Here is a 15,186-nt window from a genome sequence, read left to right on the forward strand (position 1 = left end):
GCTAACAGAATAGTTTGTGGCTAAATCGTTGACCAGGGATGTGTTATCTCTTTTAAAGAGAGTACTCTGGATAAGAGGTTCTGTTGTACTTGCCCATCCATTGATAGGATCAAAACCCCCTTCTGGCTCACCACTATGGCTAAACCCTCCAGCAACAACTAATTCGTCTGCAGCTCGGGAAGTTGAGCCAAATGACAGGGCAACTGCAAATATTACTAAAATCGCAATTACCGTGCCTATACTTAAATATAATTTATTTTTTTTAATTTTTAACGCCTCCTTACAATTAACCTAAGTTATTTGCAAAATATTTCCTCAAAAAATATTTTAAAAGTTATCAATATGGCCGTGCTCATACTTTTATAACCTGGAACATGATCTGAGTAATACTATACAAATTAAACTTAAGATAAGCGAAATAAAGTAATTTTAACATAAATACTTTTCTAAAGGTGAGTATTACTAAATCGGCAGGGATTTTATATGCAGTTATTAATAAAAATCGTTAACTAAATTATTATTAATTATTTAGGTTTAGTAATGATGATAGTATTACTTCATGTAGCTTTATGTGGTGTATCTACTATAGAAACGTTATTTGGGGATATAACAATAAAAAAGAGTAAAAAACTTAAATTATTCTGCAAATCATGGCCTGTTTTATTAGTTATGTACATTGGAAACTATTTAAACTGTTTAAAAAGTTAAAAATAAAATATTGTAAATTAAAATGAGGTTTGTCTTGAAAAACAAGGGTTATTATAAAAAATATAAAAGTGTTTATTTAATCAATTAGACCACATAAAAAGAGGTCATCAAAGAAGGGACACTTTCCCCTGCACCCCGAAGCTTTTTCGCATTCATCACAGCTTGATTTGCAGCTGCTATCTATGTAATCCCTGTAATCTGAAAACTTACTTTCCCATATCTCTTCAAAACCGAACTGTTTCAAATTGTAGTGGTAGCTGCTGTCGTTGCAGAAGGAACAAGGAGTCACATCAAGGTTTTCATCAATATAAACCGAAAAAAACCCGCACTCGCAGCTGTCTATCAGGTCAACATTTACGCCGGTGGCTTTCATCAGGACTGGAACAAAACAGGCATCAAAACCTATTTTCACACCGGTAACTGGATTATCTACAAGATCGAGGAACGATTTTAGTGGGCCTGCAGATTTTATGTTCCCGTCGTTTTCAGCCCGTCCAGTGGGTTTGTAGGTTAGGAATATGACTGAATTGAAATCTTTGATGTATTCATCGTATTTCCCATTTAAAAGGTCCACGGCGTCATTTATGGTGGTCTCTGAGATCACATAGTGGATATTTGCAAGGATGCCGTTATCTTTTAAGCAAGACCCAATTTCTGAAAGCTCTTCAGTGGTCAGGTCCCTGTAGGGGTCCCATGATATGGCCACTGCCCCGCAGTAATTCCTGGTGGCTTCCATGTTTTCTGGATTGAAAAACTTGCCGCTTGTGGTGTAATTTGGTATTATTCCAAATTTTTCCCTTGTTATCCTGATTATTTCTGTAAAATCTGGATGGAGGAGGGGTTCTCCACCACCAAGTGCAACTTGAAAGATACTGCCGTATTTTTCGCTTTTAAGCTCCTGAAGGGCAAAGCAGTAATCTTCAAGGGACATGAACTTGCCTTCTTCACTGCTTTTCCTGTAACAGTAACTGCATCTGTTTGTACAGTAGTTGGATATTGATATGTCCGCAAGTTCTGGCCAGGGTGCCATTTGAGGGTCTTCAGAAAAGTCTGCACCCCACCTGAAGGTAATTCCAGTTTCAGGAATTCCAACGAAGTTATATCCTTCAAAGTGTTTCCTTATCATCTAAAGATCTCTCGCATCCTCTTCGCAGTCGCATTTTGGATCGGTTGTCTGGGTAGCCCCAACACCGTAGAGGTCCTGGCTTTGACCTTTGACAACTATCCAGTTTATAATATCCCATAGTTCTTCATTGGAAAGCTTGCTGAAATCGGTTCTTGAGATTTCATCAGGATTTATACTGTCATCTAAAAAGACAGATTTTCCAATGTTGAATTTTTTCACGGTGAAGTAGTATTCTTCATCGTTTATTCTTGTTGTATGGCCTGTTTTTTTCAGTTCATCCTTTACGAATGTCAGTAGCTGTACAAGTCCAATTTTGTCTGTTTTTTTAAAGTGGTTTAAGTTGGCATCTATGATGTCTTCTTTTGCAGTTAAAATAAAGCTTGTTGAACTGCTGTTTGTTACGAAATCACATCTTATTTTCAAAAATAACGCCTCCGGTTATCATATTGTTTTTTAGTTATTATGTTTTTTTTAATCTATTTTTTCCACCACATCAGCGACCACACCGGTTGCTGTCTGGCACTTCAAGCATCCCATTTTCAAGCCTTATCAATGTTTTGTCTAGATAAGCCCTTGCTTTTTTTTCTTCTTTTTCACTTAAAGGGCCAAGGCTAATTCTGCAGCTTTCCATGGCCTCATCGAGATCGCTGTAGATCAGGCGGCTGTGGCACTCCAAGTGTTCGACGTTGGCACGTATGCCCATCTGTTGCAAAATATTGTAGAAGTATACATGGTCTGGAGTGTTCCTGTATGGTCTGCCGAGAACTGCAGGGACTCCTTTACAGTGACTATGTTCCCCACCGCCCCAAACAGTGATATACACATATCTGGATGCTGCGCTGTCAATCTTCTCAATGGCGCTTTGAATATCCGGCTCCCTCCCCACGGATCGGGATGCGACCACGACATCATGGGGTTCAATATCATCTCCCACCACGATATCGGTCCATGAGCGGTGCATGTATGTTATATTGGAGATGTGTTCTTTTTGAGCATCTTCCCTTAATATTTTTAGCATTTCACCTGAAATATCTAGTGCAGTAACCCTGGCGGCTTTTTTTGCTGCGGGTATTGACACTGCACCTGCGCCGCAGCCGATATCAAGCAGGGACCATTCTGGCTTTAATTTCACTCGCTGCATCAGTTTCAGGGGGTAGTCATCTACTTCCATCCATCGTTTAAACTGTGCAGCTGTTCTGTTCCATCGGGCTTCTATTACGCCTTCATTTTGGGAATGGTTGGTTTCATGCTTCTGTATTTCTTTCCACATCTGGTTCCAGTCAATATCTTCCAGTTTAATCAGTATCTCCTCCTGAAAGTTATATGTTATAAGTGAATTTCTAATTGATTTTCACATTTTTTTAGTTTAAATGATCCCATCTTGCGGGTCGCGCTGTTTTTTATTTTCTCTTAAATGATTTTTGTGTGGTTTTGGTGCAGTGCAGCATTCACAGGTACAGTTTATATCATGTGTGCAGTGACAGTAGCTACAACTGCAGTGATTTTTTTTATCCATTTAATTTTGCTCCTTTTAAAATTAAAACTGTAGTTCAGGCTACAATTCAAATAATTCTTTCAACAAATTTTCTTTACATGCACACGACCTGCAAATGATTTTACCGCCCAGTAAAAGCTCTTTACCATCCATCACATGTTCGTTGCAAATTTCACATGTCGCTATGTGTTTTGGAAAGCCCGGAATATCATTTTCAGGTACTTCAAACTGAATTTCTTCCAGTACTAAAAGTTCTTCTTCGGGTAATCCTGATACAATTTCCACCCCTTCTTCCATATCTTCAGGAGTAGGTGATGGTTCGCACTTGCCATTTCCTTTAAAAAGGTTTTCAGCCCATTTCCAGAAACCATGACTTGATTTACATGTGTCATCTTTGGCTGAGGCCCTGATGGCTTTTCCACTACTCGTGTTGATAAAGGTCGCTACAAATTTACCATGGTCGTTGTATTTCAAATTTCTATGTCCGAGGGTGCATCCCGTTACGGCCTGCACGCCGTCTGTCATACAGCGGTCTACTTCAACGTATACTATAAGATCCTTATTCTGTTTTGCAGGATCCATGCCGAGTTCTCTCATTGCAGCCATACTCATTCTAATCCCCATGACTACACCTGCACAGACTCCTCCATGCAGTTTTTTAGCTTTTTCAAGAAACGTTGTGTATTCATCCATTTTTATCACTGATGATCATTAATCTACGAAATGTATATATAAACGTATCGATTGAACATGCTGAATTAAGATGGATTTCTGCATAAAAATTGAACAGGATAAATTCCTGTTCCTAAATTTCAAAGGTTTTAGGCAGGTATGTTTTAAATTGTCTGGTTGTTCAGTATGTTTTTCACATCGCTGTCTGTCAGGTTTACGTGGTAGAAATCTGAGTAAAATTCTTTAGTGAGTTTGGTCATGTTCAAGTTCTGGAATTTGTCGGGGTAAATTACTTTGGCAGTCCATGGTATCCCAATAATTGTGTTAACTGCTGGAGGATGGTCAAACCAGCTGAAAGGCGCATTTGGTGCCAGATAAACCCTGTGATTTTTTACTGCTGGAACTTCCTGCCATGAGGAATTGGAATAGACGCTGTTGTAGAACTGAGAGTTTTCAGTTATTATAACATCTGGGTTCCAGTTTAAAACCTGTTCCATGGATACCTGCGTCATACCTCCGCTTTTAAGGTTTGCAGGGACAGTAGCAACGTTAATTCCTCCACAAAGGTCTATTAAATGGCCGTGCATTGAGCCTGATGGGTCTGTCTGCAGTCCTGCTGTTCCTTCAGCGTAGTAAACCCTGACTTTCTGGTCTTGAGGTATGGTTGAAACTGTGCTGTTGACGGTTTGTGTCATGTTGTTGTAGAATGATATAAGTTTGTCTGCCTGTTCTTCTTCTCCAAGCAGCTGCCCTAGGAACTTAATGGAAGGAGCATACTGTGTTACGTTTGTGGTGTCCTGCACACCTACAACAGGAATGCTGCCCATATTTTTCTGCCGTTCAGTTATAGTGGAGTTTGGATCTCCCTGAATATTATAGCCCTCAAGCACAACATCGGGGTTCATTGATATGAATGTTTCGTAGTTACCTGTATTTTGACCGAACCAGCCACCTATTGTAGGTAGATTCTGGTATTTTGAAGGTATGTATTTCTTTGCTGAGTCTGTGAGGTTAAAGTTCCAGCCTCCTAGTTTATCTGGAGCCAGCATATAGACTGTTGTGGTTGTTGTTGGGGATGTAGATAAAACCATATTGATTTCACCAGGTACATGGACGGTTCTTCCCAGCATATCTGTGATAGTGGTATTTCCTGTGCCAGGAATTGCATTTGCATAATTCATGTACCCTGCTACCACTGCTATAACTGCAATAACGGCCACTACAGCCACTATAATCTTTTTATCCATTTAATTCACCTAATTTTAATTGTTAAATCTCTATTTGAAACATTATTGCATAAAATTTGTTTTTTTGTATATTTCGCTTTTAAATTCTTGTTTTAAGTAATATGTGTTGTATTATGTCCCCTTTAATGTCTATGTGCCTCCGTAATTTTTAATAGACACGTTTAGCTTTACATATCGCTTTAAATAAGCCATGACAACGTGCTATAAATTTAAATTAAAAGTAAAAGGATGCTAAATCCAGCTATAAATTAATAGAGCAATATCATGATCTTCTTACCTTTACGAGCTCGCCTACAATACTAACTGCAATTTCTTGAGGTGTTTCTGCATTAATGGAAAGTCCAATAGGGGAATAAACATTATCAACAGCTTCAGGGTCAAGTCCAATCTCTTTCATATGCTCGAGAACCATTTTCACTTTCCTTCTGCTCCCGATCATGCCCACATATTTGGTGTCTTTTTTCAGGGATTCTATAAGCACATCTCTGTCGAATTGATGTCCCCTTGTAACGATTACCACGTATTCACTTCCCGTGAAGTTTAAATGGTTGAAAACATCGTAAAATGACTCAACAAGGACTTCATCAGCATCAGGGAACCTCTCTTCATTTGCAAATTCCTCGCGGTCATCGATGATAACAACATAGAATCCTACCATCTTGGCAACTTTGGAGATGAACTGTGAAACATGCCCTGCACCAAAAACATAAAGAGGCGGCGCAATATGGAGTGATTCAATGATTGTCCCCTCTTTGAAGTGGAGATCTGTGTCATGGATATGTTTTAAGAAGGCTTTTTTATCCTCTTCGGATATATCATCTCCACTTATTTCTGCATTTTCTTCTACAGCTGTCTTAAGATATTTTTCTCCGTTGAATTGTGTTACAAGGACTCCATTTAACCCCATTCTTTTTAACTCTCCAAGGCGGCTGTAAAGTTTAAGATTTTTTTCATGCACTGGTTCTAAAAAAACATCTACGTCTCCACCGCAGATCATGCCGTCAGATGCCACTTCTTCACTGTCCATCCTTATGTGGATCATTTCAGGTTTTCCTGTTCCCAGTGTGGACATGGCCTGTTTATACACAATGTGTTCAAGATTACCCCCGCCAATGGTTCCATAAATTTTACCGTCTTCTCCGACAAACATTTTAGCACCTACATCTCGTGGAGCAGACCCATTTCTTGATATAACAGTTGCAATAGCTCCTATCTTGCCATTTTTTAGATAGTCTTCTACAATTTCGTACATGTTCATATTCATTGTTATCCCCGTGGATTTTTAATTAATAAACGTAATTTACGATATTTGGCTTTTATGTCTCTATAATTCAATTATTAACTATTCTATTCCTTTTTCCACCAGATTAATGCCCAATCAGGCTTATTATGTGGGAATTTAAACTTGGAATCATGTATTTTAACCATTTTTTCAGCCAGATATTCCCTTAAAATATCTTCCTCCGTTTGGTTCAGGTTTACCATTTTCCACCTGAAGGTTTCTATCGCTTCATCAACGCTGGAATAATAACTGCTGTTGTCGTACTTTAAAATTTCGATATTTGCATAAATTCCCAGCTCATAGAGCATGTTATATGCATATATATAAGTTGGATGTTGGTGAAATTCTCTTCCTATGATTTTTGATATTTCATTTTGAAATTTTACATTATTAGCGCCCCATAATGTGATATAAACGTATTTTTTAGCAATTTCATTGATTTCTTCAAGTATCTGTTTGATGTTATAAACTCCGTTTAGAGACCGCGACGCTACAACCACATCGTGGGGCTCTATATCCTTGTTTAACAGCACATCTTCCAGCCGCCTGTTAAGAGGGTTAATATTATTTAATCCATTTTCAAAAGCGTCTTTTTCCAGTAAATGGAGCATTTTTTTTGAAATGTCCACACATGTGACCTTTTTTGCTTTCCTGGCAAGGGGTATGGTTATATTACCGCTGCCGCACCCTATATCCAGTACGGTGTCCTCAGGTTCTAATTTTATTTTCTCCAAAAGCCTTCTGGAATAGTCATTTTTTCCCTTATTTTTTTTAAATTTGGGTGCTACATTATCCCATGATCTGGAGTTTTTTTTAGGTAATTTTCCAAGGGCATCGTTCCACAATTCGTTCCAGTCATATTTTACAATTTTTTCATTGTTAGGGTCTATTTTGATCACCTGATCCTGCAAATATTGAAGAAAATAAATAGCGAATTGAGCAGGATTGATTTTTTTGTCAATTATGAATCTGTTCGATATGTGTATATAAACATATCAGTTAAACATATAAGTTTAAAAAAAAGTAACAATATTGGAGTTATTTTATGGGCATGGGAATGCATGCCTTTCTGTGTTCGTCTACTTCCATTATTTTAACGTCTATGTTGTAGGCACGCCTCATGTTTTCTTCTGTAATAACACTTTCTGGCGTTCCCATTTCCATAATTGTCCCTCCGTTCATAATTGCGACTTTATTGGATGATAAGAAAGCATGATCTGGAAAGTGTGAAGTCATAATGACAGATAATCCATTTTCTGCCAGTTTATTTATAACATCGAGGGTACGTATCTGGTTTCCAAAGTCCAGATGTGATGTTGGTTCATCAAGAAGCAGTATTTGGGGTTGCTGGGCTAAAACTCTTGCTATGAGCACCATCTACCGTTCTCCCCCGCTGATTTCAGTGTAAGTTTTATCGGTCAGGTGGGAAATTCCAAGGCTTTTTAATGCCTCTTCAGCTATTTTGCAGTCTTTCTCTCCTGGAACTGATGTTAAACTTAAATGAGGTGCTCTGCCCATCAAAACAACATCGAAGACTGAAAATGCAAATGTTGAATTATGGGACTGGGGTATGTAACCTATTATCTTTGCTAAATCATTTTTATTCAGTGAATGAATGCTCTGGTTATTTATGAGTATATTTCCACTGTTTAATTTAAGCAGCCCATTCATACATTTGATTAAAGTTGATTTACCGGTTCCATTTGGACCTAATATGCATAGAACGTCTCCATTTTCAAGTGAAAGGTTCACATCATTAAAAATATCCTCTTTTTGATTGTAAGAGAATCCTGCATGTTTTATTTCAAGAATTTTGCTCATGACCATCCCTCGTAACCTTTATTGAGAAGATAAACGAAGAAAGGAGCTCCAATTATTGCGGTTAATATTCCTAGGGGTATTTCAATTGAGACTGCAGTCCTGCACACATCATCCACTAACAACAGGAAAAATGCGCCTAGTGCAATGCTTGCAGGTAAAAGTTTTCTGTGGTCTGGCCCTACAATCATCCTGGCTACGTGTGGTATTACCAGGCCGACCCAACCTATAATGCCGCTTATACTTACAGCGGCGGCAGTTAAAAGTGTACAGCATGTAATTACAAGTATTCTCAACTTGTCTATATTTATACCAAGCGCTCGGGCTTCATCATCACCCATAGAAAGAACGTTGAGTCTCCATCTTACCAGTAAAAGGGCTGTAAAACCGATTAATATAGGCACAATAATCATCATTATGCTACTGCTGTTAACAGAAGAAAGACTGCCCATAAGCCAGTATACAATTTCCGGCAGCTTGCTGTTAGGGTCTGCAAGGTACTTAATACAGGAGGTAAGTGCTGAAAACAGCGCACCGATGGCTATTCCTCCAAGTACCATCATTAAAATGGTGTTGCCCTTGAAGTTCCTGCTCAGGAAATAGGTAAGGCTGACTGCAATAAGGCCAAATCCAAATGCCATGACCTGTATCATTACTGGAGATGAGCCTAGTAAAATGGCCAGAGCGGCTCCAAACCCTGCACCTGCTGAAACACCGAGAATATCTGGAGATACCAGCGGGTTCTGGAATGTTCCCTGGAATGAGGCCCCTGAAACTGATAATGCAGCGCCGACTATCATTGCCGCTATTATTCTAGGTAACCTTATGTCCCAGACTACAGTGTAAACTGCAGGGGATAAATTTGTTTTAATTGGTAAAAGAGCCATTAGAACGTCTAATGGTGAAACAGGATATCTTCCTATTAAAAAGGATGCAAAAAATAAGATAACTGGCAGTAGTATTAAAATGCTTATTACAGATGTTTCCTTAATGGTTTTTTGAATTGATTTTTTAAGGGTCTGGGGACCTATTTTTTGGGTAGTAGTATCATTGCCCATTTTTTCCCTCCATGTGTGAAATTAAGTAAAGATGTATTGTATATTGCATGTCCATAAATAAAAAGGGGCAGGATACAGTATCCTGCCTGTATATTTATCTAATTTTAGGACATTTGATTGTTTAGTAAGTCTTGCACATCGCTGTCTGTTAAGTTGTAATGGTAGAAGTCTGAGTAAAATTCTTTTGTCAGTTTTGTCATGTTCAAGTTCTTGAATTTGTCGGGGTAGAGTGCTTTAGCTGTCCATGGTATCCCAATAATGGTGTTGACACCTGGAGGTCTATCAAACCAGCCTATAGGGGAAGTTGGTGCAAGATAAACCTTTTTATCCTGAACTGCTTTGACATCTTTCCATGATGAGTTGGAATAAACGCTGCTGTAGAACTGTTTGTCGTTGGTTATGATGATTTCAGGGTTCCAGCTGAGCACCTGTTCCATTCCAACCTGCGACATTCCCATTCCCTGTTTAACTGCTACCTGTGCCACGTTTATACCGCCACAGAGGTTTATAAGCTGGGAATGTGATGAGCCGCTTGGATCTGTCTGAAGACCAGATGGTCCCTCAGCATAATAAACAGTCACCTTTTCATTTTCTGGTATACTGGAAACTGTGCTGTTAACAGTTTTTGACACGTTGTTGTAGAATGATATCAGTTTATTTGCCTGTCCCTCTTCTCCAAGTATTTTTCCAATGAATTGGATGGAAGGAGTATAATTTGTGACATTTGTTGAACTTAAAACTGCCACTACGGATATACTACCCATTTTACTCTGCATATCACTTATTTGTGCTGCAGAAGAACTATTTCCGCTCACGCTCACGTCATCTAATATTAAAGAGGGGTTTGCTGCTATGAACGTTTCAGGGTTACCTGTGTATGTACCAAACCATCCTCCGATTACCGTCAGGTTCTGATATTTTTCAGGCATGTATTTCTTTGAATCAGCCGTTAAGTTTGAATTCCAGCCTCCAAGTTTATCGGGGGCTAACATGTAAACTATATTGGTTACAGGGGGAGATGTTGCAAGTACTGAGGTTACTTCACCAGGCACGTGAACAGTCCTCCCTGTCATATCTGTGAGGGTAGCGTTGCCTGTGCCGGGAATGGAGCTGCCAAGGCTTATGTATCCTGCCACAACCGCTACAATTACGATTACCGCTATTACTCCCACTGTAATTTTTTTATCCATTTTACCGCCTATATAACTTTAATTTATTTTTTCCACCACAGCAACATCCAGTTAGGATCATTGGTGGTGTATTCAAGGGTTCCATCGTCCCTTTCAACGAGTTTATTTTTCAAAAAGTCTTCAATTTTCACTTTTTTTTCTTCTCCGATATTACTGGCAGTCCACCCCAGTTTCCATATGCGGCGTTCTACTGCATCGTCTAAATTTTGATATATATGTCGGGATACACATTCAATCGGCTCTAAACTGGCATATATGCCCATCTGGTAGAGCATGTTGTATACATACATATAATCGGGGGAAATGTAGTGGGGTACACCTATAATTTTGGAAAGGTCTTTTTCGAACTGATGACTTGTTGCACTCCAGTGTGTCATGTATACATACTTTCTGGCAATGTTGTCTATCTTTTTAAGCTCTTTTTTAAGGTTAAGGACGTTTCCAAGTGATCGTGATGCTATTACTACATCATACTGGCCTATTTTGTCAGGGTCAAGGTCCTCAATTGAGCTTTGCATATATTCAATGTTTGAAATGCCCTTTTTTCGGGCGTTTTTTTCAACAAACTTCAGCATTTCACCTGACATGTCTACCGCAGTCACCTGTTTGACATGTTTTGCAACTTCAAGTGTAATGCTTCCATTGCCGCAGCCTAAATCCAGAACACTATAATTGGGTTCTTTATGGATTTTTGATGCTAAAATCTGGGGGTAGTCATCTGTTTTCATCCATTCATTGAATTTTGGTGCGATTTTATCCCACCGAGTTTTTTCATTTTCCCGGGGCATTTTCTGGAGTGCTTCGTTCCACATTCTGTTCCAATCAATATTATTTATATCCAAAATCGTTTTATTTTCTGTATTTATATTTACCGCCTCCAATTGCACTTAAATTAGATTATTTTTCTAATTTAGACTCACAAGGTAATTTGGTTAAATCAACTACCAGTTCTATGTGACAATGTTTTTTTTAATCGAGAAGTCTATATAAACGTATCGAAATGAATCAAACTTTTGTTAAAAATATGAACTGTGAAAAAAAGGGAGGAGGATATATTCTGGCCGCAATATATCCTGTAAAATTAATTTTTTGTCTATTCTGTCAGGTTTGATAATATTTTATCCCATGACTTTGAGCGCACGTTTTCCAGGTTCATGTTGTTCCGTTTTATAACTATATTCTGTTGAGGGCATACATTAGTGCAGACACCGCAGAGTATACAGTGATCAGGGTTCACATGAGCTTCCCCGTTCACAACTGTTATAGCGTTACATGGGCAAACATCATGACATGCATGGCAAGAATCACCTTTACATTCAGTGTTTCCGGTAGATATTTCACCTTCAAATGCTTTTATAACGGTTACTGCCTCTTTTGGACAGATATCCTCGCACCATCCGCATTTAATACAGTCTTCTTCATCTAAGATTAATTTACCTGTAACTGAATACTTTTCAGGGTCTAGCTCGTACTCTCCATAGGAACATAATCTGCATGCTGCCTTTATTGCATTTTCAGGACATGCTCGTTTACATACAAGGCAATATACACATTTGTCTTCGTCAACTGAGATGCTGTATGAATTTTTGCCTGTTTCTTTGATTTTAATGGCTTCTGCAGGGCACATTTCTTCACATATGCCGCAGTTTATGCATTCGTCTTCTTTAATTTCGATTTCACCAATTACAAGATCTGATCTTTTAGGGAGTGTTCTTGTAACAGTTATTGCATCTCTTGGACAGACGCTTTCGCATTTACGGCAGTATGCACAGGCATCATCATTAACAACTGTTTCATGGGACCATTTTGGGTACACTTCCATTTTGGCCATATCTTCGCCATTTATGCTGCATTTCATGGCTTTAAATGCACATGCAGATGCGCATAACCCGCACAAAGCGCATGTGTCTTCATTTACTGAAACATAATCCATTTTTAGCAGTCCTCTGGCTATAGGTAGGACTGGGCCTAACTTTAAGGAATTAGTTGGGCAGATATCTACGCATATCCCGCAGCCTATGCAGTTTTCGCTGTTGTAATCCAGGCAACGTACCTGATTGCCGTTTCTCTCTATTCTCATCTTTACCCTTCCTTAGATATTGCTTTATTTGGACAGCTTTGAATACATAAGTCACAATCGTCGCATTTTTCAGGTATCAGAAATACATCACCATCTCTTTCTTCTATTGCATTTTGTTCACAGATTTTTATGCATAGTCCTTCTCCAGGACAGTTTTGAATTTTACCACACTTTTCTGTATCAATTATCACTGGCATGATCATCACCACATATTTGTTATACTTGAATATGCGACATGCATATATAAACATATCTATTTAATTTTTGGATTGTCAAATTTAAATCAGTTAAATTTATAGAAAAGTTTGAAAAATAGATTATAATATAAGATGAGGCTGTCCAATAATTCAAAATCTGGAAGAAAATAAGGATGAATAGAACTTTTAATCCTTAAATACGTAAAATTTCAGCTGTAAAAATTAATCATGAGACGCCTTAAGGTAAAAAGATGGTTGTTATGCCAGATAAAAAAATGAGATATAAATTGGACGTAGAAATCGAAATGGGCGATAAAACCATATCTATGAACAATAAGAAATCTAAGCTTCTTCAATGTATAGATAAATATGGATCCATTGCTAAAGCGTCAAAAGAGACAGATATTCCCTATAGAACTGCCCTTAAGAATATAGAAATTATGGAAACAGAACTGGGTTCACCTATCGTGGTCACAAAAAGGGGTGGAAAAGGAGGTGGAGGCAGTAGCGAGCTTACAGATGAAGGCAAACAGGTTTTGTTCGAATTTATCAAAGTCAACAGGGCTTTAAAAAAACATGTTGATTTAAACGAAATGATAGGCACTATTTCTGCTGTAGATAACGAAAAACGGATTATGAAGGTTGCTTTAAATAGAAATGAAATAACTCTCCCAACTGCAGAAAATTTTGACGTTGGAGATGATGTCCTTATCTCGTTAAGTCCAGGTAGTATATTTGTAACCCTTGAGCCTCATGAGTCCAGTGTTAGAAACACATTTGGAGGAACAATAACTAAAATGCAGTTTAAAGACGATGCTGTGCGTCTTGATGTGGACGTTGGTGGATATAATATCGTCGCAGATATTACTGAACTTTCACGTGAAAAACTGGATTTAAATATTGGGAAAAGAGTATTTATTGGATTTAAAGCAGTTTCTGCAGATATAATCAAAATAGATTAATATTATTTATTTTTAATCAAATATTAAACTCTTTATCCATAGAAAACTATTTATATAACGACATGTAATGTATGACATGCCGATAGAACTTGAACCAAAGTAGAAATACTTTGGTCCCATCCACCTTAATCGGTCCTTCCATTATTATTTCTAAATGTTATATCTTTATGAACCGGAGAAAGTTACATACCCTCCAAGTCATGTCAAAATATTAATTTTGACCCGCAAAAATTTTTTAATTTTTGCTGGCTCCGGTTCTTTTAAAAGATTGATTTTCGATAAAATTGTAATTACTAAAAAAGAATTTTTCATACTTTTAATAAGAATTAAAAATTAGATCCATTGCGAATATGAATTGAACATTATAATATTAAAAAAGAATAAAGAATTATTCTTTTCCGATCATGACTTCAGTGGATTTAACGATAACTACTACTTTATCGCCTGCTTTGATATCTAGATCTTTAATGGATTCTTTGGTTATTACGGAGGTTATTGTGTCTGGGGCATCAATTTTTATTTTAACGCTGGCCATAATTGCGCCTTCGTCAACTTTTTCTACAGTTCCTTTAATATGGTTCCTTGCACTTAATTTCATTATATCTTCCTCCTATTATTATTATGCTATATTTTGGATTTTATATATTAAATAGTTTTTTCATGCTTTTTTGGATGATAAAAGTTAAATTATAGCTTTGATGTGCACTATGGAATAATTCGAGTTTTTAAATTTGTTTAAAAGATTTTTAAAAGCTTTTTATATTAAAAAATTAAGTTAAACGCTCTTTATACAAAAAATTTATAAAATTAGAAGTTAAAATTATATAAAAATAAAAATAAGAAGATAATTTAATCTACGAATCGATCATCCGACTTTTTATGATTTGCATCTTCATGTTTGTCTTCAAACCATCCGATACGCAGTTCTTCACCTTTACATTTATCAAAATTAGGTATATATGGTTTGATATCTAAAAGGGGAGTACCATCAACAACATCCACGTTGGATATGTATACTGTGGATCCTTCTATTTTGTCAAGGCACACTACTGACATTCCTATTGCATTTGGACGTTTTGGGGCCCTAGTTGCAAATATTCCTCTTTTTACAGTATCTAAGAATGGTTTTACCTGTAGTGAATATCCTTTTGAAAGGTGAAGATGGTAGATTAAAACTATGTGTGAGAATCCTTCAAGATCCTTAAGTCCTTCTTCATATTTTTCGTCTAGATGTATCTCTCCTTCAACGCCTTTTGCACCTACTGGCTGTATAGGCATACCTTCTAGATTTTTGAATGGAGAGTGTATGGTTCCAATTGGTTCGTATGTAACTTTGTCGATAAGCATTTGA

General features: G+C 37.5%; 17 protein-coding genes and 1 pseudogene. 2 read left to right on the forward strand and 16 right to left on the reverse strand.

Features of this window, described 5'->3' with window-relative positions; genetic code table 11:
- The first annotated feature begins 16 nt into the window (after positions 1–16).
- On the forward strand, positions 17–295 hold the full coding sequence (locus EJ01_RS17785; protein WP_245611160.1) for a hypothetical protein: 279 nt from the start codon (positions 17–19) through the stop codon (positions 293–295).
- A gap of 489 nt (positions 296–784) precedes the next feature.
- Here the strand turns inward: EJ01_RS17785 and EJ01_RS05660 are convergent, their stop codons facing one another.
- The 14 genes and pseudogenes from EJ01_RS05660 to EJ01_RS05720 form a co-directional block, all read right to left on the reverse strand.
- Positions 785–1,834 (reverse strand): radical SAM protein, encoded by a 1,050-nt coding sequence (locus tag EJ01_RS05660; protein WP_048081424.1) that lies wholly within the window; start codon positions 1,832–1,834, stop codon positions 785–787.
- On the reverse strand, positions 1,835–2,257 hold the full coding sequence (locus EJ01_RS05665; protein WP_048081425.1) for a hypothetical protein: 423 nt from the start codon (positions 2,255–2,257) through the stop codon (positions 1,835–1,837).
- Positions 2,258–2,327: 70 nt separating this feature from the next.
- Entirely contained in the window at positions 2,328–3,104 is a 777-nt protein-coding gene (locus EJ01_RS05670; RefSeq protein WP_048081426.1) for a class I SAM-dependent methyltransferase, read from the reverse strand.
- A gap of 96 nt (positions 3,105–3,200) precedes the next feature.
- A complete protein-coding gene (locus EJ01_RS17180) occupies positions 3,201–3,350 on the reverse strand; it encodes a hypothetical protein (RefSeq protein WP_157197591.1) in 150 nt (49 codons plus the stop codon).
- A 39-nt stretch (positions 3,351–3,389) separates the two neighbouring features.
- Positions 3,390–4,022 (reverse strand): FmdE family protein, encoded by a 633-nt coding sequence (locus EJ01_RS05675; protein ID WP_048081427.1) that lies wholly within the window; start codon positions 4,020–4,022, stop codon positions 3,390–3,392.
- 143 nt (positions 4,023–4,165) lie between these two features.
- Positions 4,166–5,248 carry an iron ABC transporter substrate-binding protein gene (locus tag EJ01_RS05680; RefSeq protein ID WP_048081428.1) on the reverse strand — a complete coding sequence of 361 codons (1,083 nt, stop codon included), beginning with the start codon at positions 5,246–5,248 and terminating at the stop codon, positions 4,166–4,168.
- Positions 5,249–5,510: 262 nt separating this feature from the next.
- Positions 5,511–6,512 (reverse strand): XdhC family protein, encoded by a 1,002-nt coding sequence (locus EJ01_RS05685; protein ID WP_052375881.1) that lies wholly within the window; start codon positions 6,510–6,512, stop codon positions 5,511–5,513.
- Positions 6,513–6,595: 83 nt separating this feature from the next.
- On the reverse strand, positions 6,596–7,429 hold the full coding sequence (locus EJ01_RS05690) for a class I SAM-dependent methyltransferase (RefSeq protein WP_052375882.1): 834 nt from the start codon (positions 7,427–7,429) through the stop codon (positions 6,596–6,598).
- 139 nt (positions 7,430–7,568) lie between these two features.
- A pseudogene (locus tag EJ01_RS05695) lies at positions 7,569–8,351 on the reverse strand (ABC transporter ATP-binding protein).
- Positions 8,348–9,352 (reverse strand): FecCD family ABC transporter permease, encoded by a 1,005-nt coding sequence (locus tag EJ01_RS05700; protein WP_394296584.1) that lies wholly within the window; start codon positions 9,350–9,352, stop codon positions 8,348–8,350. Before EJ01_RS05700 ends, EJ01_RS05695 begins: the two are co-directional and overlap by 4 nt.
- Positions 9,353–9,510: 158 nt before the next feature.
- Entirely contained in the window at positions 9,511–10,596 is a 1,086-nt protein-coding gene (locus EJ01_RS05705; RefSeq protein ID WP_048192857.1) for an iron ABC transporter substrate-binding protein, read from the reverse strand.
- A gap of 23 nt (positions 10,597–10,619) precedes the next feature.
- On the reverse strand, positions 10,620–11,408 hold the full coding sequence (locus tag EJ01_RS05710) for a class I SAM-dependent methyltransferase (RefSeq protein WP_157197592.1): 789 nt from the start codon (positions 11,406–11,408) through the stop codon (positions 10,620–10,622).
- Between the two features lie 281 nt (positions 11,409–11,689).
- On the reverse strand, positions 11,690–12,676 hold the full coding sequence (fwdF, locus tag EJ01_RS05715) for a tungsten-dependent formylmethanofuran dehydrogenase subunit FwdF (RefSeq protein ID WP_048081433.1): 987 nt from the start codon (positions 12,674–12,676) through the stop codon (positions 11,690–11,692).
- Between the two features lie 2 nt (positions 12,677–12,678).
- The gene (locus EJ01_RS05720) at positions 12,679–12,873 is read right to left on the reverse strand and encodes a 4Fe-4S binding protein (protein WP_048081434.1); all 195 of its coding nucleotides are present in this window, start codon (positions 12,871–12,873) and stop codon (positions 12,679–12,681) included.
- Between the two features lie 260 nt (positions 12,874–13,133).
- Here EJ01_RS05720 and EJ01_RS05725 point away from each other — a divergent pair, with 260 nt between their 5' ends.
- Positions 13,134–13,835, forward strand: coding sequence for a TOBE domain-containing protein (locus EJ01_RS05725; protein ID WP_048081470.1), 702 nt, complete (start codon positions 13,134–13,136; stop codon positions 13,833–13,835).
- Positions 13,836–14,223: 388 nt separating this feature from the next.
- Here the strand turns inward: EJ01_RS05725 and EJ01_RS05730 are convergent, their stop codons facing one another.
- Positions 14,224–14,433, reverse strand: coding sequence for a TOBE domain-containing protein (locus EJ01_RS05730; protein ID WP_048081435.1), 210 nt, complete (start codon positions 14,431–14,433; stop codon positions 14,224–14,226).
- Between the two features lie 251 nt (positions 14,434–14,684).
- Positions 14,685–15,182 (reverse strand): tRNA (N6-threonylcarbamoyladenosine(37)-N6)-methyltransferase TrmO, encoded by a 498-nt coding sequence (tsaA, locus tag EJ01_RS05735; RefSeq protein WP_048081436.1) that lies wholly within the window; start codon positions 15,180–15,182, stop codon positions 14,685–14,687.
- Between the last annotated feature and the right edge of the window lie 4 nt (positions 15,183–15,186).

Origin of the sequence: Methanobacterium veterum, assembly GCF_000745485.1 — an archaeon.
GTDB classification, from domain to species: domain Archaea; phylum Methanobacteriota; class Methanobacteria; order Methanobacteriales; family Methanobacteriaceae; genus Methanobacterium_D; species Methanobacterium_D veterum.